Origin of the sequence: Cellvibrio sp., assembly GCF_039207905.1 — a bacterium.
In the GTDB taxonomy this organism is placed as follows: domain Bacteria; phylum Pseudomonadota; class Gammaproteobacteria; order Pseudomonadales; family Cellvibrionaceae; genus Cellvibrio.
The window spans coordinates 92,863-116,835 of sequence record NZ_JBCECX010000004.1 but is presented as its reverse complement, the minus strand read 5'-3'; the positions used below and the strand labels follow the sequence as shown (position 1 = coordinate 116,835).

19 protein-coding genes are annotated in these 23,973 nt (G+C 48.0%); 6 read left to right on the top strand and 13 right to left on the bottom strand.

The genetic code is table 11. From position 1 onward, the window contains the following. The first annotated feature begins 88 nt into the window (after positions 1-88). The 3 genes from AAGC78_RS03430 (at position 89) to AAGC78_RS03420 (ending at position 3,324) form a co-directional block, all read left to right on the top strand. Positions 89-1,132, top strand: a complete 1,044-nt coding sequence (locus AAGC78_RS03430; protein ID WP_435782634.1) for a purine nucleoside permease — start codon at positions 89-91, stop codon at positions 1,130-1,132. 74 nt (positions 1,133-1,206) lie between these two features. Then, positions 1,207-2,286, top strand: a complete 1,080-nt coding sequence (locus tag AAGC78_RS03425; RefSeq protein WP_435782633.1) for a nucleoside hydrolase — start codon at positions 1,207-1,209, stop codon at positions 2,284-2,286. A 102-nt stretch (positions 2,287-2,388) separates the two neighbouring features. After that, entirely contained in the window at positions 2,389-3,324 is a 936-nt protein-coding gene (locus tag AAGC78_RS03420) for a diguanylate cyclase domain-containing protein (RefSeq protein WP_435782632.1), read from the top strand. A 21-nt stretch (positions 3,325-3,345) separates the two neighbouring features. Here the strand turns inward: AAGC78_RS03420 and AAGC78_RS03415 are convergent, their stop codons facing one another. The 11 genes from AAGC78_RS03415 to AAGC78_RS03365 form a co-directional block, all read right to left on the bottom strand. Further along, entirely contained in the window at positions 3,346-3,927 is a 582-nt protein-coding gene (locus AAGC78_RS03415; RefSeq protein WP_435782631.1) for a phosphoribosyltransferase, read from the bottom strand. Positions 3,928-3,949: 22 nt separating this feature from the next. After that, positions 3,950-5,185, bottom strand: coding sequence for an allantoate amidohydrolase (locus tag AAGC78_RS03410; RefSeq protein WP_435782630.1), 1,236 nt, complete (start codon positions 5,183-5,185; stop codon positions 3,950-3,952). A 167-nt stretch (positions 5,186-5,352) separates the two neighbouring features. Further along, positions 5,353-6,420, bottom strand: a complete 1,068-nt coding sequence (locus AAGC78_RS03405) for an adenosine deaminase (RefSeq protein WP_435782629.1) — start codon at positions 6,418-6,420, stop codon at positions 5,353-5,355. Between the two features lie 25 nt (positions 6,421-6,445). After that, positions 6,446-7,702, bottom strand: coding sequence for a pyridoxal-phosphate-dependent aminotransferase family protein (locus AAGC78_RS03400; protein WP_435782628.1), 1,257 nt, complete (start codon positions 7,700-7,702; stop codon positions 6,446-6,448). 68 nt (positions 7,703-7,770) lie between these two features. Then, entirely contained in the window at positions 7,771-8,592 is an 822-nt protein-coding gene (locus AAGC78_RS03395; protein ID WP_435782627.1) for a sulfite exporter TauE/SafE family protein, read from the bottom strand. Further along, complete coding sequence (locus AAGC78_RS03390) at positions 8,589-10,172, bottom strand: gamma-glutamyltransferase family protein (protein ID WP_435782626.1); 1,584 nt, start codon at positions 10,170-10,172, stop codon at positions 8,589-8,591. Before AAGC78_RS03390 ends, AAGC78_RS03395 begins: the two co-directional genes overlap by 4 nt. After that, entirely contained in the window at positions 10,169-11,359 is a 1,191-nt protein-coding gene (locus tag AAGC78_RS03385) for an amidase (protein WP_435782625.1), read from the bottom strand. The genes AAGC78_RS03390 and AAGC78_RS03385 overlap by 4 nt, the downstream gene beginning before the upstream one ends. A gap of 344 nt (positions 11,360-11,703) precedes the next feature. Beyond that, a complete protein-coding gene (locus AAGC78_RS03380) occupies positions 11,704-12,759 on the bottom strand; it encodes a purine nucleoside permease (RefSeq protein ID WP_435782712.1) in 1,056 nt (351 codons plus the stop codon). Positions 12,760-12,886: 127 nt separating this feature from the next. Then, entirely contained in the window at positions 12,887-13,807 is a 921-nt protein-coding gene (locus AAGC78_RS03375) for a hypothetical protein (protein WP_435782624.1), read from the bottom strand. 60 nt (positions 13,808-13,867) lie between these two features. Beyond that, positions 13,868-16,300: a TonB-dependent siderophore receptor gene (locus tag AAGC78_RS03370; protein WP_435782623.1), complete on the bottom strand. Its 2,433-nt coding sequence runs from the start codon at positions 16,298-16,300 to the stop codon at positions 13,868-13,870. A 285-nt stretch (positions 16,301-16,585) separates the two neighbouring features. Continuing rightward, positions 16,586-18,052 (bottom strand): adenosine deaminase family protein, encoded by a 1,467-nt coding sequence (locus AAGC78_RS03365; protein WP_435782622.1) that lies wholly within the window; start codon positions 18,050-18,052, stop codon positions 16,586-16,588. A 311-nt stretch (positions 18,053-18,363) separates the two neighbouring features. Between AAGC78_RS03365 and puuE the strand changes: the two genes are divergently transcribed. Then, the gene (puuE, locus tag AAGC78_RS03360; protein WP_435782621.1) at positions 18,364-19,326 is read left to right on the top strand and encodes an allantoinase PuuE; all 963 of its coding nucleotides are present in this window, start codon (positions 18,364-18,366) and stop codon (positions 19,324-19,326) included. Between the two features lie 128 nt (positions 19,327-19,454). Further along, positions 19,455-19,982 carry a cupin domain-containing protein gene (locus tag AAGC78_RS03355; protein WP_435782620.1) on the top strand — a complete coding sequence of 176 codons (528 nt, stop codon included), beginning with the start codon at positions 19,455-19,457 and terminating at the stop codon, positions 19,980-19,982. Here AAGC78_RS03355 and AAGC78_RS03350 read toward each other — a convergent pair. Beyond that, complete coding sequence (locus tag AAGC78_RS03350; RefSeq protein ID WP_435782619.1) at positions 19,979-20,407, bottom strand: GNAT family N-acetyltransferase; 429 nt, start codon at positions 20,405-20,407, stop codon at positions 19,979-19,981. The two genes, AAGC78_RS03355 and AAGC78_RS03350, sit on opposite strands and share 4 nt — an antisense overlap. A 198-nt stretch (positions 20,408-20,605) precedes the next feature. On the opposite strand from AAGC78_RS03350, the gene AAGC78_RS03345 reads away from it, so the two are divergent. Beyond that, positions 20,606-22,498, top strand: a complete 1,893-nt coding sequence (locus AAGC78_RS03345) for a methyl-accepting chemotaxis protein (RefSeq protein WP_435782618.1) — start codon at positions 20,606-20,608, stop codon at positions 22,496-22,498. Between the two features lie 81 nt (positions 22,499-22,579). Here AAGC78_RS03345 and AAGC78_RS03340 read toward each other — a convergent pair whose 3' ends face one another. Continuing rightward, positions 22,580-23,953 carry a CAP domain-containing protein gene (locus AAGC78_RS03340; protein WP_435782617.1) on the bottom strand — a complete coding sequence of 458 codons (1,374 nt, stop codon included), beginning with the start codon at positions 23,951-23,953 and terminating at the stop codon, positions 22,580-22,582. Positions 23,954-23,973: the final 20 nt, after the last annotated feature.

Genomic DNA, 23,973 nt, shown 5'->3' with positions numbered 1-23,973 from the left:
ATTTGCATACAAACAACAGCTGCCTTTCTTACATCCGTTTGAGCAAGTGCAGTGATTAAAATTTGAAAGCTATTATCTGAGGTAATTTATGTTGAATTTAATTGGCAGTGCATTATTGATACTTGCCAGCTTTGCGCTCGCACTCAGCGCCAGCGCTGCGATTCCGGTAAAAGTTGTTGTAGTAAGCATGTTTGAAAATGGTGAAGTGACTGGCGATGAAGCTGGCGAATACCAGCTGTGGATTGAACGCCAGAAGCTTAATAAAAAATTTGCTTTTCCGCTTGGCGCTTACGACTTGCACATGAATGATGCAGGCGTGCTCGCTATATGCACCGGAGGGGGCGTTACTAACGCTACTTCATCGATTATGGCGCTGGGTACTGATCCGCGTTTTGATTTATCCAAAGCCTATTGGGTAATTGCCGGCATTGGTGGTGGCGATCCACTTGATGTATCGCTCGGCACAGGCGTGTGGGCAAAACATGTTGTCGATGGCGATCTGCTGTATGAAATTGATGGCCGCGAAATTCCCAAAGGTTGGAAGTACGGATTAATTCCGCTCGGCGCAAAAGAACCGAATCAGGAATCTACTGGCTGGACCGTCGACACCATCGTTTATCACTTAAATCCCACGCTGGTTAATTGGGCTTACCAACTTACTAAAGACAGCCCTGTTGCTGATACACCAGCAATGAAATCTTTCCGCGAACAATACAAAGGCTTTCCGCAAGCACTGCGCCCGCCCTTCGTTACTATCGGCGATACACTCGGTTCGAGCACTTACTGGCACGGTGAATTATTAAATAACTGGGCGAACGACTGGATGCATTTGCACGCAGGAAAAGACAGTAATTTTATGACCACCAATATGGAAGACAACGGTAGCTTGACGGCGCTGCACCGTTTAGCCAAAGCAAAACTGGTGGATACCAATCGCGTACTGGTATTGCGCACGGTCAGTAATTTCAGCTTCCCACCACCGGGCAAAACTGCTGCTTGGAGCACCACTGCACCTTATCCAGATAAGGGCCTTCCTGCCATTGAAGCAGCCTACGGCTTGGGCAATATAGTCGTACAAGAATTATTGCGCGGCTGGGATAAATACCAAACCACAATTCCTGCAGCAAAATAATATTTTCACCGCGCCCGCACTTATTGCGGGCGTTGTTTTTTTGGCCAATACAAAACGGCAAAGAGTAAACAACAATGAAAAAATATCTACTGACCGCAATCTTATTAAGCATGAGTGTATTTGCTAATGCCAAGCCGATTATTTTTGATAACGATATGGCAATCGATGATTGGGCCGCACTTTTGTATTTGCTTCACCATCCAAAGAGCGAAGTTATCGCAATCACCATCGCGGCCAGCGGTGAATCACATTGCAAACCGGGGCTTGCCAATACCAATGCGCTGTTGAATTTATCCCGCAAAGTAAAAAGAGATATTCCTGTTGCCTGTGGTGACGATTATCCGCTGGATGGCTATTTTGTTTTTCCTGATGCATGGCGAAAAGACTCCGATACACTTTCCGGTGTATGGATTAAACCCAGTGCGCGTTCCGCGAGCGCTTTGCATGCAGCAGAAATTATTCACAACGCATTAATCAATGCGACAGAACCAGTCACATTGATCGCCACCGGCCCACTGACCAATATTGCACAATGGCTGGAGCGCTATCCGCAAGACAAAAGCAAAATAGATCAGCTTGTGATCATGGGCGGCGCGGTAGATGTACCCGGCAATATTATTGTGCCGCTGTTTACTAAAGGCCATCCAAATACTACCGCTGAGTGGAATATTTTTGTCGACCCACTCGCAGCTGACAAAGTATTTGCTGCAGGCCTGCCAATTGTTTTAGTCGGCTTGGATATCACCAATTCAGTACGCGTGACACCAGAAGTGGCTGCTGATTTTAAAGATTCAGCCAAAAGCAAATCAGCAAAATTCTGGGATGATGTACTGGACAAAAATGATTGGTTTATTAACAGCAACGAATATTATTTTTGGGACACATTATCGGTAATGATTGCCGTTGAACCTGAACTCTGTGAAGGTGATATGCAATCGCTGCGCGTTGCCTACCAAACAACGACCACCCCCTGGCAACAAACAACGGATAACAGCATGCCTGCAAAACGTTGGGACGGAAAAACTCGCAACCATCTGGATGCTAAAACGGCGGGCACGCTGGTGAAGGATAAAAGCTATCCAGCCATCAAGGTCTGCCGCAAAACCGATCCGCAGAAAATCTTTACCGAATTCCGCGAGGTACTTAATCGCTAGCACTTTTTTATGACGATTAATCCGACCGCGTGAAATTATTTTTATTAGCGGCTTCAGGGTTTCCGGCGTATATTGAGGGCATTTATTGTTTGGAGTCCCACCATGAGCCGAGTCCTGGAGCCTGATCCGGGGGTTTACAAAACCCTGCTGGAATCCACCAAGGCTATTCCTTGGCAAATCGATTGGAAAACCTTGGAGTTTTCTTACATCGGTCCGCAAATTGAAGAATTGTTAGGCTGGGAGCCGACCAGTTGGGTTAGCGTACAAGACTGGGCTGCACGTATGCATGAAGAAGACCGCGAGCAAGTGGTCAACTTCTGCGTTAGCCAATCACAAGCCGGCGTTGACCATGAAGCTGATTATCGCGCGCTTACCAAAGACGGCAGGTACGTTTGGATTCGCGATGTGGTACATGTGGTGCGCAACGAACAAGGTGAAGTGGAATCATTAATTGGTTTTATGTTTGATATCAGCGAACGCAAACAAACCGAACAAAAATTAATTGAATTGCAAAAAGAGCTGGAACAGCTTTCGTTTAAAGACGGCCTCACCGGTGTCGCCAACCGGCGCATGTTTGACTCGGTAATGGAAATGGAATGGCTCAATGCCAAACGCACCCGCCAACCCTTATCGCTGATCATGGTGGATATCGATTATTTCAAACAATACAACGATTATTACGGTCACTTGCAGGGCGATGATTGCCTCAAGCGCGTTAGCCAGGCGCTGAGTGATTCAGCATCGCGCGCGCGGGATTTTGTTGCCCGTTTTGGTGGGGAAGAATTTGTACTGGTATTGCCAGAAAGCAATGCTGAAGCAGCAGCGGCAGTTGCAGAGCGCTGCCGCAAAGCCATTTTCAAGTTGCAAATTCCGCACGAAAAATCTGACATCAGTCAGTTATTAAGTATCAGTTTGGGTGTGGGGACGGTGATACCCGGCCAACATGATCAACTGTTAGATTTTATTAACACGGTGGATCAACGACTCTATCTTGCCAAACAAAACGGGCGCAATTGCATCATGAGTCAGGATGCTTGATTTTTTTCGCGCCCGTATTACTTACTCTTTAAATTGTCCGGTACCTGTTGCACGCGCAATGGTATCGGCAATTTCACTTCCTTTACCCTGCAAAATTTCTTGTGGAGTCAAACCGCATAGCTCATGCGGAAACACCAACCAGCGATCAGTCGCATGCACATAAAAATCCGGTTTAATATCGGTGACATTGCGCGTCGGTTTATACCAGGGGCAGGCAATTTTTATTGAGTTGGGCGTATTGCGACGCGACTTGCGTTTTATCTCATCGATAATTGCTTTGATTGAACGACCTGAGTCGAACACGTCATCCACAATTAATAATTCTTGATCGGCATCCACATTTTTTACAATGTAATCCAACCCGTGCACACGAATATCTTTGCTTTGTTTATCGATGCCGTAATAGGAAGAAGTGCGGATGGCAATATGATCGGTGGGAACACCAACGTATTCCAGATATTCCTGCACCGCAATACCAACCGGTGAGCCGCCACGCCAAACTCCGACAATAAAATGCGGGCGATAACCGCGCTGGAAAATTTGCTCGGCTAATTTAAATGAATCCAATAACAAATCATTGGCGGTAATATAAAGTTTATCCATGCTGTTCACCCGAGATACTATTTTATTGTGAAAATTTTTCCAGTGTGCGACTGAGCGCATCTAACGCCAGTGCAACATCGGCTTCTGTGACCGACTCATCTGGATGATGACTAACACCACCTTTGCAACGGACAAAATACATTGCCACATCACATATATCGGCCATGGCCATTGCATCGTGGCCAGCACCGCTCATTAACTTGTAGGGCTTAACGCCCATATCGCATAGCACACTCGCTTGCATTTCCTGAATCCAATCCGCACACACTACCGCTGGTGCGTTATGAATTTCGGCCCAGGCAGCAGTGAGGTTGCGACTCATGCAGATTGCGTCCAATTCGTGTTGGATTTTTGCAAATGCCTGATCGCGCAATTGATCGTCGCCGGAGCGGATATCAATCGTAAAACTGGCGTGACCGGGAATAACATTGACCGCACCCGGGCCACATTCAATTTTTCCGACGGTGGCAACCACATTAAATTCTTTGGCAATATTTTCCACTAGCGTAATACCGAGTGCCGCACCGACAAGGGCATCTTTACGCATTGCCATGGGCACTGTACCGGCATGACCAGCGTAACCTTTAATATCGATAGCAAAGCGACGTGCACCCGCAATAGCGGTGACTATACCGAGCGCGAGATTTTCATCTTCCAACACCGGGCCTTGTTCAATGTGCACTTCAAGGTAGGCGAGAATATCTTCAGGGTCGCGCGCGGCGCTGTGAATATTTTCTCGAGCCAAACCAAAATCGATAAACGCTTGTTGCAAACTAATTCCTGCGCGATCTTTTAAAGTCCACCAATCAGGATTCCATGTTCCTGCGACTGCGCGGCTGCCGAGTAATGTGCTACCAAAGCGTGTGCCTTCTTCATCGCCGAAGCCGATAACTTCGATTGCGTAGGGCAATACAATATTGTTTTTGTAGAGTTGTTCTACGGCGGCAATGGCAATCAATACGCCGAGAATACCGTCGTAGGCGCCGGCATTGGGGATTGAATCCAAATGCGATGCGAGCAGTAATGTTTTTGCACAGGCATTTTGCGCCTCATAGCGGCCGCAAAGATTTCCCGCTGCATCTACCCAGGTTTCCATTCCCGCGTCCTGCATCCACTGCGCAACCAATTCGTTACAGCGTTTATGCTCGGGGGTTAAATAAAAGCGGCTGATGTTTTCAGGGTTCGAGCTGATGGCGGCGAGTTGGTCGCACCAGTGCATGACTTTTTTTGCTAGTGCTTCGATGGTGGTTTCGTTCAAGATTTTTTCTCGCCGTGACATGGGGGGCGCTACGGGCGCAGTAAGGTACTCTGAGACTCGCCGTGAATACATCCATGTAGGCTCGAATACGGCATCCATGCCGTATACGGTCTCCGAGCACCTTACTTCACCCTTGCTTCATATTGAGTTGTTAGTACTTAACAATATTAGTGAAAGTTCTTTGCGTAGCTTTTTAACTGATCGATAAATTCTTGCTTTTCAGTATCGCTGATAAAACTCGATGTAAAACTATTGTGCGCGAGTAGCAGCGCCTGTTCACGAGTCAACGGGAAAGCGTCTGCTAATGCAAAGTAATTGTCGTTGAGATAACCACCAAAATAAGTGGGGTCATCGGAGTTGATCATTACGCGCAAACCAGCATCCATCAGCTCAAATAAATTGTGGTCTGTCATTTTGTCGTACACACACAAGCGCACATTGGAGAGCGGGCATACCGTGAGTGGAATTTGGGTTTCGCGTAAGTATTCCATCAGTTTTGGATCTTCATCCGAGCGTACGCCGTGGTCAATGCGCTCCACTTTCAACAAATCAATTGCTTCCCAGATATAACTGGGCGGGCCTTCTTCACCCGCGTGAGCAACAACGCGATAACCTTCAGCGCGGGCACGCGCAAAAACCTCGGTGAATTTACTGGGTGGATTTCCCACTTCAGAACTATCCAAACCGACGGCGATAATTTTATCTTTCCACGGCAGAGATTCTTCCAGGGTTTTCATTGCACTGTCAGCACTCAGGTGACGTAAAAAATCCATCACTAATTTTGAGCTGATACCCCACTCGGTTTTTGCGTCGTCCATCGCGCGTAAAATGCCGCCAATTACAGTATCAAAAGGAATACCGCGTTCTGTGTGGCTCTGCGGATCAAAGGATAATTCGGTGTGCAGGATATTATCCTGCTTGCACTTTAAAAAATAATCGCGCGTCAGGTCATAAAAATCCTGCTCGTGTTTGAGCACCGAGGCGCCTTGGTACAACAAATCCAGGAAGCTTTGCAGATTGGTAAATTCGTAAGCAGCTTCAATTTCTTCCACGCTACTGTAGGGCAAACTCACTTGGTTGCGTTGTCCGAGTGCAAACATCATTGCAGGAGAAATGGCACCGTCGAGATGCATATGCAATTCTGCTTTTGGCAGGCCAGCCAAAAATTCGCGCGAGGCTAGCTGATTCAATTTTGGCAATCCGGAAAAATCCGGGGCAATGACAGATGGGATCATAATTATCTCCTCAACAAGAAAGTGATTAATAACCTTCCTGTGCATAAATATTCATCGCAGTATCCACACCAGCGTTAGCGGTTTGTGAATGGCCAGCGCGACGCAATACTGCCTCCAACGCAATCAGTGTTTGTAAGACTGCATCTTTGCGCGCGTTGTAACCCATGGTGCCGATGCGCCAGATTTTTCCGTGCAGCGGGCCAAAGGAGGTTCCGATTTCAATACCAAAATCTTTGAGCATGCTGCCACGCACTGCATCACCTACAACGCCGTCGGGAATATAGACGCCGACTACGTTATGCATTTTTTGCGCTTGATCGCCAAACAATTTTAAATTCATCGCCGCCAAACCTTGCGCCATCGCCTTACCATGAACACGGTGACGTTCGATGGCATTCTCCACACCTTCTTCCAATAAAATACGCGCGCATTCGCGTGCGCCGTACAACATGGTGGTAGCTTCGGTGTGGTGATTGAGGCGTTCTTCGCCCCAGTAATCCATGATCATGCCCAAATCAAAATAATTGGAAGCGATGCGGCGACCGCTACCTTCTACATGATCAGCCGTGCGAATGCCTGCTTCGATATGGCGGCGCTTGCGAATTGCCGCTACTGCTTTTTCGCTCAAACTAATCGGTGCACTTCCCGATGGGCCGCACAAACATTTTTGCAAACCGACTGACACAGCATCCAATTGCCATGCATCAGTTTCAAAAGGATTACCGCCAATGGATGCAGTCGCATCGGAATAAAACAACACACCGTGGCGTGCGCAAATTTCGCCGAGCTGTTCGAGCGGTTGCAACATGGTGGTGGAGGTATCGCCCTGCACTATCGCCAATACTTTTGGCTGGATTTTTTTAATCGCCGTTTCGATTTCGTCGGGCGTAAATACTTCGCCCCACTCTTTGTGGATTTGATGAACCTCGGCGCCGCAGCGCTCGGCAATTTCACACAGCAAATGGCCGAAGCGACCAAATACCGGCACTAAAATTTTATCGCCCGGCTCCAGCAATGAAATCAATACCGCTTCAATACCTGCACGAGAAGTGCCGTCGATCAATAACGTCCATTGATTTTTGGTTTTGAATACGCCCCGATACAAGGCCATGGTTTCGTTCATGCATTGCGTCATCGCCGGATCATATTGGCCGACAAGTTGCGCCGACATAGCGCGCAGCACACGCGGATCAACAGTGATTGGCCCCGGCCCCATCAGCAAGCGCGGCGGTGGCGAAAAAGGGCGCAGTAACGCGGGATTAACACTGTATTGATCTGACATCTAACGGCTCCAAACAACTTGTGACAACAACACAAAACACGAACGCATCGTGTAAAAACTTTTTGAACTTAAGCGATAACTTGCATCAACATCCGTGCGCCGCTGATGCACAGGAAAATCGCAAACACGCGTTTTAGCATCACTGAATCCAGTTTAGATCCAATCCAGGCACCGACAGGTGCGAGCAGCACAGTTAGCGGAACAATTAATGCAAAACCCGGCAAACTCACCATGCCGATCATGCCTTCCGGTGCATCGACCGGTGTTTTCGCCAGCAGCATTGCAGTCGCACCGGGAACGGAAATTAATAAACCAAAAAATGATGCAGTGCCTACTGCACGATGCGCCGGATAATTACAGGCATTTAATAAGGGCACACCTATAGTCCCGCCACCAACGCCCATCATCACTGAGAAAAATCCGATACCGCCCGCCATTGCGCCCTGCCCCGCCATACCCGGTAATTGTTGGGCGATGGGTGCGGCTTTTGCGCGGAACAACATATTGGCGGCAACTAATAATGCGACCACACCGAAAATCGCACTGGTGACTTCGCCTTTCGCGTGCAGTGCAAAGGTACTACCGGCAATCACACCGACCACCATAAACGGCCACCAACGTTTGATAAGCGCCCAATCCACATTGCCGCGTTTGTGATGCGCGCGCATGGACGAAATACTCGTTGGTACAATCACTAAAAGCGAGGTGCCGGTAGCAACCATCATTGCGGTTGCGGGACTAACACCAAAATTCTGCAATACAAAATACAGCACCGGCACAATCACAATGCCGCCACCCACGCCGAGCAAACCGGCGAGGATTCCGGCAAATGCGCCGGTGATTACCATGGCAATCATGGTAGGTGCCCACTGGGCTAAAAACTCATTCATTGCACGCGCTCCACTGCCGCGACCAAACCTATACCGTCGCTACGCGGATCGCTCGCTGCTGTGGCTCGGCCATCGCTGTGGCTGACTACTGCACCAGCGTGCCCCATGATTTCACTGTGTGACGCAACTGTTTTAATACTGTGCCCGCGCGCGCGCAGGTTTTCGCCTAACGTATCGAACAAATCCAGCTCCATTTTCAAATCGTGATTGTTGTCGCCCCAGGTGCGGCCAAGTAGCCAACGTCCGCGGCTGATGGCTTCGCCCAAGGGCAAACCATCGTACAGGTAGCGAGTGAGCAAAGCCGCTTGGGTTTGCGGTTGCCCCTCGCCGCCCATAGTACCGTAGCTGATGCGACGACCGTCGTTTAATACACAGAGTGCTGGATTGAGCGTATGAAAAGGTTTGTAGCCGGGAGCTAGCGCATTGCGATGATTTGGGTCGAGGCTAAAACCTACGCCACGGTTATTCCACACCAGACCAGTACCGGGCACGACAACACCCGAGCCAAATTCCCAATAAAGGCTTTGGATAAAACTGACCGCAGTGCCCTGGCTGTCCACGCAGCCCATCCACACGGTATCGCCTGGCTCAGCAACTTGCGGCCAAGGCAATGCCTGCTTACTGACAACAGCGGCGAGCTGGTCGATATGCTCATCGCTTAACAAATGATTCCAGCGGTCACTCAAGCGACGCGGATCAGCGACTTCACGGTCGCGCACCAGAAAGGCGAGTTTGGTAGCTTCGATCAAGCCATGCACCCGCTCCTCTTCACTCCATTCGGATTTATACAAGCGATCGTAGATCGCAAGGATCAACAGCGACGCGACGCCTTGTGTGGGCGCGGGCAGGTTATAACACTGGCCAAAACGGGTTTGCACCGACAAGGGTTTTACCACTTGAGCGCGATATTGCTGCAGATCGGACAGCCGCAGCGGGCTGCCCTGCACTTCCAATTCAGAGGCGATATGTTCCGCCAATTCGCCGCGATAGGCCGACTCCAGACCGTGATTCACCAACCAGGTCAAGGTGGTAGCGAGATCGCTATTGGTGAGAGTTTCCCCTTCCTGCAGCGGGCGATTATTGGGCATAAATACCCGGCGATATTCCGCCTGCCCTGCCAACTCCTGCTCCACTTTACGGCTGGCAGCAGCGAGACTTTTAGTGACGGTGATGCCGCCACGCGCCAGTGCAATTGCCGGGGCGAGTAAACGGCTAAGCGGTGTGGTGCTGGCGATGATATTGCGCGCAGCCTCCCAACCGGCAAGCGTGCCGCCCATGGTTACGGTAGCGAGCGAGCCGCGACTGGGGATCTGCGTAAGACCTTGCGACTGATACCAATCGATACTCGCCAAACCTGTCGCAAAACCGCAGGCATCTATCGCCAGTGGCTCGGCGCCGGGTTTGTGGATCAACCAGAAGCCATCGCCCGCAATACTATTCATGTGCGGATAAAGCACGGTGATAGCCGCAGCGGCAGCGATCATCGCATCGACTGCACTGCCGCCTTCACGCAATACGTCCAGACCGATTTCGGCAGCCTGCGCATGCGGAGCGCTAAACGCAATCGCATGGGCGGTCATGACTGATCACCACAAGCATGGCCACATAAATCAATTGCCAATTGCAGTAGCGCTTTGTCGTTACCGCGTTTACCGAGGAGAGATACGCCGCAGGGCGCGCCCTCGTCGGTCAACACTGGCAGATGGATTTGCGGTAATCCGGCCAGACCTGCGGGAGCGGTCAGGCCCATCAATTGGCTGCGATAGGTTTCCATCCAATGGGGCGCAGCGCCAAGTAGCGGCGCGGCACCGGGTGTGGTCGGCAGCAGGATTAAATCGACATCGGTAAACCAGCTTTCGATATCCGCGCGCAAGAGTTCACGCTCAGCTTCAGCGGCAGCTTGGTCGGCATCAGTTAGCGTTGCGCACCACTGGAAACGAGCGTGAATATCGGACGCGAATGTGGGTTTGTGTTGGGCAATCCAATCGCCATGGGTTTGCCAGATAGACCGGCCTTGCAAGGTGCGGAAGCATTGGCTGGCGCGGATCAACCAATCGCTGTTGAGCAGCACCGGTTTGAAGCCGTGTAGCAGCGGCTGCTGTTTCAGCCAGGCTTGATGCGCAGGTGTCCAGAGCGCGCCATTTTGTAACGGCAACAGGAGCGCGATGCGCAGTGATTTGTGTTCAAACTGACGCGGGAGATCATCGGGCAATAACACTTCGCCCACTTGGGCAAGGGTTTTGGCATCGCGCGTGAGCCAGCCGACGGTATCGAACAGCGGCGCGAGCGGCACCATTTGTTCGCTGCTGATCAAGCCATGACTGGTGCGGATTCCAAACAAGCCGTTGTAGCTGGCAGGCACGCGGATGGAGCCGCCGGTATCGGTACCTAAACCTATATCAATATCACCAGCAGCAACAGCGACAGCAGAGCCGCTTGATGAGCCACCGGGCAAACGCTCGGGATCGCGTGGATTAATCGGCGCGCCGTAATGAATATTTAAACCGTTGAGGCTGTAGGCAAGTTCGTCGGTTTGGGTTTTGCCAATCAGCTCAGCGCCGGCATCGAGCAATTGGCTCACGACAGGTGAAGTTTGCTCAGGTACAGGGTGGCTGGCCAGCCAGTCAGGATTTCCGGCAGCAGTCGGCAAACCGGCGATATGGAATAAATCTTTAACACCCAGCCGCAACCCGCTAAGGCTGCCAGAGCCTATACGAGAGTTGGGATAGTGACCGCGCCATGCGAAGACGCGCTGATCGAATGACATGTAAAAACCTTTGAAAAACAAAAAAGCCGGACTTAACCGTACAGGGATTCCGGCATTCCCCCTGAGACACGCCGTGAATACATCCATGTAGGCTCGACTTCGACATCCATGTCTCAGACGGTCTCAGAGAGAACACCGAAATCCCTCCGCAATTGAGTGCAAAATCAAAACAATTAATTCACAAGCTGTGCTTGAGAATAAGAAAACTACTCCGCGCTATCCAGCAAGGTGCTCCGATTTTATTTCGGAGACCGTATGCAGCATGGATGCTGCATTCGAGCCTACATGGACGTATTTACGGCGAGTCTCCGAAATAAGATCGGAGCTCCGCCGCCACGCACAAACTATTTTAAATCCGCCGGCACCGGAATCTTGTCTTTGTAGACATCCCAGTTGCCGAGGATTTTATCCATCACCGCTGTACCGACAATGTACGCCGATTCCAACGAAGCATCTAATCCAGCATAGCCTTCATTTTCAGCAAGGAGATTATCAACTGCACTAACACCCGGTGGTGGCATGGTGTAGTTGCTGCCGGTGCGCAACACCATCACGCGGTTTTTATCGACCTTACCGATATTGTGCAAATAACTCAGCGACAAATAAGTACCTGTATCTTCCATCGCGGAAGTCACAAATTCGCCTTTACCTTCAGTCCAGTAATCGGTCCACTTGTTCGCCCAAGTATTCATAATTTCGCCATGCCAGAACGTCATAGCTGCGAGCTGGTCGCCCTTCAATACAAACGGCTTACGCTGCGCATTCGGATGATTCACATAAAGTTTGCGTGTTTCTTCAAGGCTTTCGATATCCGGCAATTCGATATCTTTCGTTAATTGAAATGCCCACTCAGTCAGCTCGGGATTCACGCGCAACATTTCGCCAGTAGGTTCCGGTTTTTTCGGATCGTAAGGTTTGGATGTGTAACGAGCAAAATAACCGGTCTCCCAATCTTTAGGAATTTCGCGCGCATCAATCTCGTGCGCCAAATCACCATCAACCAAATATTCAGCCCAGGCAGCAGAACCGATAGACGCATCTTCCGGGTCGATACCTGCAATACCTGCCACCAACCAATAAGCGTCAGTGAAATCAAAACGCGGGTCCATACCCAATGCCATAGTCGCCGCAGTGGAATGCGCAGTGCCGATACCAGTGACGATGCCCATCACACCGGTTTCCATATTCATATAAATATCGTGATAGGAATTGGGAAACTCAAATTTGGTATCCAGCTTCTGGCGCTCTTTCCATAGTTGAAATTCGCCCGCTTTATCGCCTGTGTCTTCGCCAATTTCAAACATGGTGACGACCACAAACTTTACTTTAATTGGCGCTGGTGTTTGTACGCTCGCCTCAGTCTTGGTCGCCTCTGGTGCTGGTTTACTGCAACCAGTCATTAAGCCTGCCGACATTAACGATAGCAGCGCAACAGATAACAAAGCTGGTTTAAACTTTTGCATGGGAAATAATTCCTCTAATCAATTAAATTCTGTTCGGCTGGAGTAAGCCCAGCGCAATCGACACTTACTTTTCTTTCTTTTTCGATGTCATTTCAGGATGGTTAATTAAGCCATCGGAAACACGCGGCTTGCCTTTTAATGCCGCAACCGGCTTAAGTGATTCCAATACAATTTTCAAACTGAGAGGATTGATGCGTGGATACAATTCTTCCATCAGCGAAAAATCCCAAGTGCCCATACCTTCAGCAGGATTGGACACCACAATCAAGGTCGCATAATTAATACCTAACTGGCGCGCATACACAATTTCAGTGCCCACGCTCATGGTCACCAAATCACCGCCCCACTGGGCAAAGGCTTTAATTTCTGCCACGGTTTCAAAACGGCCACCGCGCGCTTGCACAATAACGCCACCATCGTGGACTTTGTGCTTTTTGAAATTGGCATCCGCAGCAAACGCTTTTTTGGTTTGCTCGAGCAAAATGTTGCGAATATCAGTATCCATCGCTGGCGTCAGACGCGGCAGCGGAATCGCATTAGGGTCACGATAAATTGATTTGGGGAAACTCAACGCACGATCAATATTCATATCGATTAAATCGTCAGCGACAATGTAATCATATACACCCATTTTTTTGTTGATCGCACCGGCAGTTGCACCACCAATGGCTTCTTCCACACCTAAATCGTACAGTGCCACCCAGGTTTCCTGCCATTTGCCGTCACCGTGGTTGTGCACATAATAAAAAGGTATGCCTTCATATTCGGCATAATAAATTTTGGGCGATGTGCCCAATTTGGTTTCAATGGTAAATTCTTTTTTAATCAGGTTACTGGAAAAAATAATGTCATTCAGGAATGTACCGCCCAGCACCGCAATACGGGCCTTGGGAGTTCCTTCCGGAATAGCGGCAGATGCTGCAGACACAATGCAAGAAGAAAATAAAATAACAGCGGCAATATTTTTCAGAACACGAACAAACATCAGATTATCCTGTAAATAAGTCGGCGCAGGTTGCGATTAACAACCTGCGCACAACAATTTTTAGAACTTGAAGGTTACCTTACCAACAAAGCTACGCGGCAATTCTGGCAACACGATGGTGCTACCGAACAGATCCGGGAAGTTCGCACGGAAGTAACGCTCGTTCGTCAGGTTTTTACCTTGCAAGCTCACACCCCAAGTGTCGGTATTGTAGGAAATACCGGCGTTAAACAAGGTGTAAGATGGCAATTTAATCGCCTTGGAGAAACTCGAGTAAGTTGACTCTGCGTGAACCGCACTGGCAGTAATACTGTAGCCATCGCCAAAGTTATAGGCACCAGTCACACTCACCATATTCTCTGGAATACCCGCTTTTTTCGCTTGATCTTCATTACCAACCAATGTCAGACCTTTCACCACATAACCGTAATACAGTGAAGGATCAGAAACGTTTGGCAAATCACCGGCACCAAGGAAACCAAATTGAGTACCGCCATTAAGCGCGGTCAAGTTTTTAATTTCCAGATGAGTTAATGCAGCAGTGATGGTGAAGTCTTCAGTAATCAGGAAACGACCTTCCAACTCGTAACCTTCACTTTCGGTAGTGCTGTTACTTACCTGATCTTGCGCACTGAAATTGGTACGGGTTTGATTAAAGAATGCAGCAGAGAAGTACACACGGTTATCAAAGAAGTTGCCTTTAACACCCGCTTCTTTCAAATCAGAATCTGCAATCGCATTACCTGCGGCAGTACCGTCAGCATTTTCAATCAAGCCTGGAGAAATTTCAGAACCTTGACCCATGATGATGGTGGACTGGGTTGAACGAGTTACGTAAGGAATAAAACCGATCGGGGTTTTATAAGACAAACTTGCAGTCCATGAACCACCTTCATCCGTATCTTTCGCAGTGAAGTCAGGTGCTTGATTGTGCAGTTTGCTACCGACAGAAGTGGATTCCATATCGATCATATCGTAGCGACCGCCCACCAATAAACCGAGATTTTCCGCGATGGTAAAGTCAGCCAACACACCCAAACCATAGTCAGTGTACTCACCCACTAAATAGTTGGAGTAGTCAGAATCAGTGCGCGTAGCAAGTAATTTTTTATCCAAACCTGAAGATGGTTTGCTCAAGTCGCGACGATCGTAAACTTCGTAATCAAAGTCATCGCCTTGTTTAAAGTTGGTGTAACGAATACTTGGTGATACTTGATAGTTAGCTTTCAACCAATCAGCATGTTGCGCCTCAAATGCAAATACCACTTGATCTTCTACGGCATAGCTATCCACAAATTGCGAGAAGCCGTAGGCGTTTTCGTTAATATTCTCCAAACTTTCGTAGAACATTTTGTTGGTGATGGTGAAAGTATCTGAAACATCGTGGATCGCATCGAAGAACAAAGTGGTAACGGTGGTAACCAATTTATCATCAGGTGCAACCAGGGTTTGGCTACCCTTCAGTTTGGTAGTGCCTACGTTTTGCAACGCCCAGGCAGGGTTCATATCTGCATCGGTTGCCGCCGCACCAGGAACAAAGAAATTGCTGGTTTGGGTTCCGATCCATGCATCAAATTCGTCAGGCGAGTTAGCACCGTCGCCGTTGGTGTCAATTGAAGTTGGTGAACCGGTAATGTAAGTGCCGTGATCGATCAAATCTTGCGTCAAACGGTTCCAACCAGCAACCTGGTTACCGTCGAACTCGTGATACATACCACCGAATTCAATACGGGTAGACGGTGACAATTCCATATTGAACGCAGCTTGCAAAATATTTTGGTCAGTCGCCGAGTTTTCGTAATAGCTGCCAGAGTTTTCAGTTTCGGCATACACATAGAAACCGAGATCCTGATCGCCAATTTTTGCAGGGCCACCCACTTCGGCAGTCACAATATTTTTATCCCAGCTACCGCGGGTCAAAGAGAATTGACCTTCCGCTTTATTCAAGTACTGACCTGATTCAGCGCGCGCAGACTTGGGCTCGAAGTTGAGGTATCCACCGATTTTTGATGGGCCAAAAATTGGCGATGCCGGGCCGCGTACAATATCAATACGACTGGACGCACCAATCGGAGTTGGGTAGTTACCCGGGTTGTTCACGCGGCGCATACCACGGAAATAAACTTCACCCGGAGTACCACGCACATCGAGTGAACCGGCAACACCAAAGAATGATTGGGTAAACGCACCAGGAGATACCAACACCAAATCGTCGATATCAGTAATGTTGTAGGCTTCCATCATGTCGGAGCTGACAGTACTGAGACTGCGTGGAGTTTCTTCAATTGTTTTATTAAAACCAAAAGCAGATTTACCTTCTTTGGTCATCAAACCCATTTTGTCCGCGGTTACCAGCATTTCTTCAACGCCTGATGAACCGGTGGTAGTGCTCGCCAACTCTTCAGCAGCAAACACCGAAGGCGCTAGCGCTGCACACGCAAGGCTAACGACTAATGCAAGTTTATTTCGGGAAAAGCAAGTGTGTACGGTCATAGCAAGTGCACTCCAAGGGTATCTAATAATATGTATCAGGACAGCTGACCAGGAAATTGCAAGCGCCATGCCATTTCCTGTCTAACTGGTTACATTTTTGGTAACAACATATTAATTTCCTTATTTTTCAATTATTTATGATTTATAAAATGCAGTTCAAATGATTATAAATTGCAAAAACAAGGGCTTTGAGTGGCTTTGGATAAGGACTGGGGCGCCCCATTGTTGATGCAAAATAATGCGCCATGCACGCACACTTGAACCAATATGTCGCACCCCATTTGCTTATTTAAAATTGCACAAGGAATAACGCTTACAGATGAAACCGTAAGAAACCGGTTTGGTTTTTTTCAAACCATCAACACCGCTGCGGGAGAATGAATCCTGAAATTTCTGGATGCGAGAGTTGTAAGTTTTTAATAGCTGCGCTTTCACGTCATCTTCAACAAAACTGTATTGCAGTGAATTGCGACTGAGCAGCAATAATTCATCCCATGACAAATTAAACTCTTTTACTGCAACAAAAAATTCATCGGTGAGGTTTGAATCCCACATACCGCGATCATCGGTAGACAGTGCGACAGGAATTCCCAAACGCAGATATTCAGGGAAAGGATGCTGCGAATAATCACTGACGTATTCGAGCAACAAATTGGAAATCAAATTGATTTCAATCAGGTAGGGACCGTGGCGCATCTCGCGCAACAAATCTTTATCAGTAATTAAATTTACACCGTGACCGATGCGATCTGCGCCCAGCATCAAAGTATCGCGGATATGATAATTAGGTTCATCCACTTCACCCGCGTGCACTGACAAACGCACATTGTTGTACTTGTGACGCAGCTCGCGCAGGGTTTTGGTAAAACGCAACGGATAACCTTTATCGTTATCTTCACGCCCCACCATATTCACAGCGACATATAAATCGCGATGACGCGAAACAATGTCGTAAGACGCACGCAATTGATCTTCCGCATTAGGCACAAAACGCAGGATAGAATCCTGTAAACGCACGGTTACGCCCGTTGCTTTTGCATCAGCCTGCGCTAAACGCTTGCGGAAAATAGCCACTGCATCATCTTCACTGATCGGTGTACCATCAGGCTTAACATAACCGCCCGCTTCCATCATGGTTTCGAGATAAATCATTCCCTCAGCACCAAAGGCTTCCATATTTTTATACAAAATTTCGGCGATTAAATATGGGCTATACAGCAACTGATCCAACCGCTGCCAATGGGTTTGAAAAAATTCATCGCGCCCTTCATGATCGTGATTTAAGGTCACACTATTGAGCCAACCTGCCTTTTCTTTTTCATCAAGATCTTCAAGGCGTTTGTATTCAGCCTTCTCACATTCCGGTAATTGGTTGTAAGTAGATTCCATCAAAGTGTTAAACAACATCAAATACGGACGACGGGCAAATTCGTTATTGCCAAAATCGCGGCAATTATTAATGCGCACCTTGGTATAAAACTTATAACCGTGCTCTTTTTGTGCGAGCGCCAGGTCATACCACCAGCCCGACATCACCGCGCCGCTAATGTGGTTATGCAAATCACCGCCTTTGGGCATCGCATATAAAAAGGTGTACAGCTCACTATCACTGGCCGTTTTCTTGAAATCTTCAAACCAGTCATTGGAGGTCGTAGCAGCAGCGCCCACACTCATTGAGCCCAACGAAAAAAAAGCAGCCAGCGCCGCTCCGCGCCCGGCGCGAAACAGGGAATGCATCTTGAAATAAGACATAAAAAAATCTCTGGAAGGCAGTAGCGTTAAAAGAGAAGGACAAATAATTCAGGGGGGCAGATGCAATAGTGATACCAGCCGCGAGATTTCGCGCCACTGCTGGATAAGGGATAACAATATCCTGTCCAAATGGACGGGATTTGTTTTAATCTGGTGCAGGCAATTCATTTTTGCCCAGTAATATTGCGGCTTTTATCGAAAAAGCCGTTAAACCCTAAGCCTGAACGATGGCACAGAATTTGATAAGCCTTTGACAAAAAACAGACTTTTATTAGAGTTTTATTAAGCCCACCTGTAACAGCGGTACTCTCATGAGCGATAAGCACGATTCCCCCTCCTATTCCCACGATTCCTATCCCCGCGACCTACTTGGCTACGGTTCCAATCCACCCAAAGCGAATTGGCCCGGCGGTGCGCGTATCGCAGTGCAATTTGTACTGAATTACGAGGAAGGGGCAGAAAATTGCGTGCTGCATGGTGACCCTGCATCAGAGACATTTTTATCGGAAATCATTGGCGCACGCGCATTTGAAGCGCGGCATATGAGCATGGAGTCGCTTTATGAATATGGTAGTCGCGCTGGTTTTTGGCGGTTGCATCGCCTGTTCAACAAATACCGCTTACCCGTCACCGTCTACGGTGTAGCCATGGCGCTGGAGCGCAATCCCGCCGCCGTTGCAGCCATGCTTGAATCCGACTGGGAAATTGCGAGCCACGGCTATCGCTGGATTGACCACCAATTTATGCCCGAAGAAATCGAGCGCGAACACATTCGCACTGCGATAGAAATTCACACGCGCGTTACCGGCTCACGCCCACTCGGTTGGTACACCGGGCGCGATAGCCCCAACACCCGCGCGCTGGTACTTGAGCAAGGTGGTTTTTTATATGACTCAGATTCCTACGCTGATGACTTGCCTTATTGGACGCATGATTACCCTGCACTCACCAATAACAAACCGCATTTGATTATTCCCTATACGCTCGACACTAACGACATGCGTTTTGCAGCACCACAGGGATTTAATTGCGGCGATCAATTTTTTACTTATCTGAAAGACAGCTTCGATGCGCTTTATGAAGAAGGCGAGTTTGCACCCAAGATGCTGAACATTGGTTTGCACTGCCGCATTATCGGCCGCCCCGGCCGTATCCAATCACTCGAAAGATTTATCCAATATATTTTGCGCCATCAGGATGTATGGATTTGTCGTCGCGATGAAATTGCGCGACATTGGCATAAAAACCACTATCCCATTGCCCACACTGAATAGCTTAAAAACTTTACACAGGTAAATTAATTATTATGCGTATCACCAAAAAAGCCGTAGTTGGACTTATGGCAATAACCAGCCTGCTTCTTTTATCATCCTGCAGTTCAACGCAACAGCAGGAAAAAAGTATGAGCAAAGCGAATAAACCCAGCGCCGAAGAAGTTGCAAAAGCCCTGAATCTTTCCGGCCATCTTGAAGGCGGATATTTTCGTCGCACTTATCAAGCAGATGATTATGCAATGCTCACCACTGAGAAAGGCGAGCGTTTTATTCTCACCTCTATTTTTTATATGTTGACCACTCAATCACCGATTGGTCATTTTCATCTCAACAAATCCGACATAGTGCATTACTACCATTTAGGCGATCCCATTCGCTATACGATGATTTATCCCGATGGTAGAAAAGAACAAGTCATTATGGGGAGCGACGTTAGCAAAGGTGAGTTGCTGCAATTAACGGTGAAAGGCGGTGTGTGGAAAGCGTCGGAATTATTACCAGGTGAACACGGCTACGGTTTGATCAGCGAAGCGGTATCACCCGGTTTTGATTACGCCGATATGACCTTGGGAACCAATGAATTATTGCAAGAAAAGTTTCCGCAGCATTGGTCGATAATGGAACCCCTAATCCAATCACAGGCGATCAAACATTAATCCAGCTTTTTAGCGAAATGGATTTTGATCTCACCGCGCGAATCAGGTGCTGCTCCAGTAATGTCATAACCCTGTGAAATTAACAGGAGCAGCATGGATTTATACTTATTCATACTTTTCACACTGATTTCTGCTCCACCCAATTTGCGCACCTGCGCCTCCTGTTCCAATAGCAACGCCTTGGCAATACCTTGCTTGCGATAATCGGGATGGACACCGCCGAGCCAACTATAAAAATGCTGCGCGTTGATCCAATAGCCCAACTTATAAGCGACGGGTATTCCATCCTGCTCATAGACCAGCGCCAGATAATCTTTTTCGCCAATCCGCTCTGCAAAATAATCACTACTCACGATAGGTGATAATTCAGGAATCAGGTTATGCAAAAGAAATATCTCTGCAAAGTTGCTCTGTCTTACGCTCATAAATTGCTACCAATAAAACCACTATGACATGTTAACTACAGGCCAATTTAAGCTAACCATGGGTTTGGGTCGCCTTTACTTAGGACGTTTTGGTATTTCAGCCTACAGGTTACCCATGAAAAAACACTATCAAACTCATTTTTCCCCACAGCATCTATACTTCCTCCACTTGAAGTACAGTCATTAAAGGGAATCACCATGCGCACCACCTTAAAAACCCGCCTGCTATTCAGTAGCCTGCTGGCCGTTCTTGTCACCGTCATTATCCTTGTTGGGTTATCGACTTATTTTATTAGAAACCACGCACTCACCAATACCCAACATGAAATCGACCAATTAGCGACCACTTTTGCCGGTGGTATTGGTCAATGGATGGATGACCGCAAACATGCCATCACCAGCTTGAAACTCACGATTGAAGCCAATCCTGATGTCGATGTCAGACCACATTTGGTTCAGGCACAAAACGCAGCGCAGTTTGGCTCAACATTTTTTGGCGATGAACAAGGCGTAATGAACTATCAAGATCCTGCGCTCAACTCCGCCAATTTTGATCCACGTGTACGCCCCTGGTACAAAGATGCAAAAGCGGCTGGAGGAATTGCCATCACCGCACCTTACATCAGCGCCTCATTGAAAAAACAAGTCGTGACTATTGCCGAACCGGTAATGGTGTCCGGCCAATTGTTTGGCGTAGCCGCAGCGAACCTCACCATTGAACAACTGACCGATGCCATATTGAAACTCAAGTTGCCAGGCAACGGCTACGGCATCATGGTGCATAAAAATGGTTTGATTATCAGCCATCCGGATAAAACATTAAATGAAAAACAAATCACTGAAATAGATAATCAATTTACCGTTTCATGGTTAGCGCAAACTGTTAGTGCAGCGCAACTCAGTGAATATGAATTGCAAGGTGCAACTAAATTAGTCTATGCCACTCATGTTCCGGGCACAGATTGGTCATTAATTTTTATCATGGACAAACAAGAAATTATGGCGCAGGCCACTACACTCGCCTGGTGGATGTCACTGACCGGTGCGGCATTAATAATCTTGTTTGGCCTGATCCTGATTGGGATTTTCAAATTGCAATTCCGCGATTTGGAACGCGTTGCTGCCGCCTTGAATAATATTGCTGAAGGCGAAGGTGATCTTACCGTCAAAATAAAAACCAAAAACAGCCATGATGAAATCGGCATTTTAGCTTCAGGATTTAATCGCTTCGTTGAGCGTTTACACGGCATGATTTCGCGCATGCACAACATCGCCGGGGAATTGGAAAATCAGGCAAAAAGTAGCAGCGCATCTGCGACCCAAACCAGCCAGCGAATTGAAGTGCAGCAGGACGAAGTCACCATGGTTGCTACCGCCGTTACCGAAATGGCAACCGCAACGGAAGAAATCGCGAGCAATGCAGATCACACCGCGCAGACTGCGCAAGGCGCAGTGAGCCTTTCCAACAACGGCCACCAACAAGTGTTAAAAAGTCAGGAGTCCATTCGCGCACTGGCCAATGAAGTGGAAACTGCTGGCGGAATTATTAGCGAGCTGAATTCACACTCGCAAAAAATTAACAGCATTTTGTTAACCATTAGCGGCATCGCCGAACAAACCAATTTGCTCGCACTCAATGCCGCAATTGAAGCGGCGCGAGCGGGAGAACAAGGCCGGGGCTTTGCAGTGGTTGCCGATGAAGTGCGCGTACTGTCACAACGTACACATTCATCGACGCAGGAAATCCAGGGCATGATTGAGACCTTGCAACAAACCGCGGCCAAAGCCGTTAGGTCAATGAGCCAAAGTCATCAGATGGCGGAGACCAGCGTACTGGATGCAAACTCGGCCAGCGAAAGCCTGCAGAAAATTAGCCAGGCGATTCAGGATATTTCTGATATGGCAATCCAGATTGCAACGGCGGCAGAAGAACAAACATCGGTTACCAGTGAAATTAATCGCAATACCGAATCGATCCGCACAGTATCAGAAAATTTATCAACAGAAGCGCAAGCTTCAAAATCACAGGCGCAAGAACTGGCTCGCCTCGCAGCCTCTTTGCAGCAGGAAGTTGGTCGTTTTAGACTTTAACATTGATTGCACCATCCAATAAAAAAGCCAGCATCACAAGTGCTGGCTTTTTTATTATCAACATTTACTCTGCACACTGACTCAATGGACATTGACGATATTACCAGTCTTAATGACATCCACTTTAGTATTGGCATTATTGATTTGTACCGTGTGAAAAACTGCCGTACCTAAAGAATCGCCAGTAATCGTAAGATTATAAGTTCCATTACTTACCGGTATTGAATAAGCGCCTGTTGTGTAAACAGGATAAGATTTACCGTTAAAACTAATAATCACTCCACTTAAACCTTCGCCTACATCATAAAAACTATTGCTGTTAGCATCGTTATACACCACACCGGTCAAATAATAACTTGCACCAGAACGGGCAAAGTTTTGCGTGAGCATTGACGATAAGTAGTTGGTGTTACTTGATAAAAAAAGCCCCTGTATTTGCCCTACACCCAATTCACGAAATGCAGCGCCCAGAATATTTACACGGTGCCCCGGCGATTTAAATAAACCTTCATGATGCGTCAATGCATAAGTGGTTAAGTTGATTGATGATGCCGTAGTTCCACCCCAAGCGATATTCTCACCGCTCGTCCAACTGCCCGAAAATACATAACCAGCCGAGCGCATACGATCAGTGGGTGTGCTGTCGTTAACACCGGTGTGGGAAAAAATATCTCCATCCAACATCCACTGCGAATGTTTACGTGCAGCGTCTATCAATAACAAATTATGTGCGAGTGGTTGTTTGGGTGTTGCGGTAAGCGGGGTGCCGGTAATACCGTCATTCAAACCTATGCCATAACGTGCCGCTTCCGCTTCGGGATTGGCGCGTGCCCGATTAACTAATTCCACCACCAACACTTCTTGTGCAGTAGGTTGGCGAGCAAGATCAATTTCTGAAGGTAATGCAGAGGTCTCAACACTCGCTCCACTTTCAACAGATCCATTCACCGCGGTGACAACAAAATAGTAAGTTTCATTATTGCGCAGTGAATTGATTACGCGTGGTGAACTTGCATTTTGTATACGCGTACCATCGTCAAAACTGGCAATATTCGCAATGATAATGTTTGCTTCAGTTGCATAATAAATATTGTAAGACGTAGTACCTGCTACCGGATTCCAACTCAAAGTTACTGACCCGTTAGCCGGAATGGCCGCCACATTTTGCGGCGCAGCAAGGCCTGCTGTTGATGTGGCGGATGAAGAAATAGCTGAAGATGTAAAACTACTATTAGCGGAACTACTCGGTGCCAAACTTGCTACAGATGAAGAAGATGAAGAGAGACTTGAAGCGGTAATACTGCTAACCGCTGAACTGCCGGGCATTACACTGGTTGCCGATGATGCGCGGCTTGCAGGCGTGTCTGATCCGCCCCCGCCGCCTCCACCGCAACCGGTCAAAATGGAAATTACAATTGCAGCAACAAGTGCTCTGGATTCGCTTGATATATTCATTTTGGTAACCCTATTCGGAT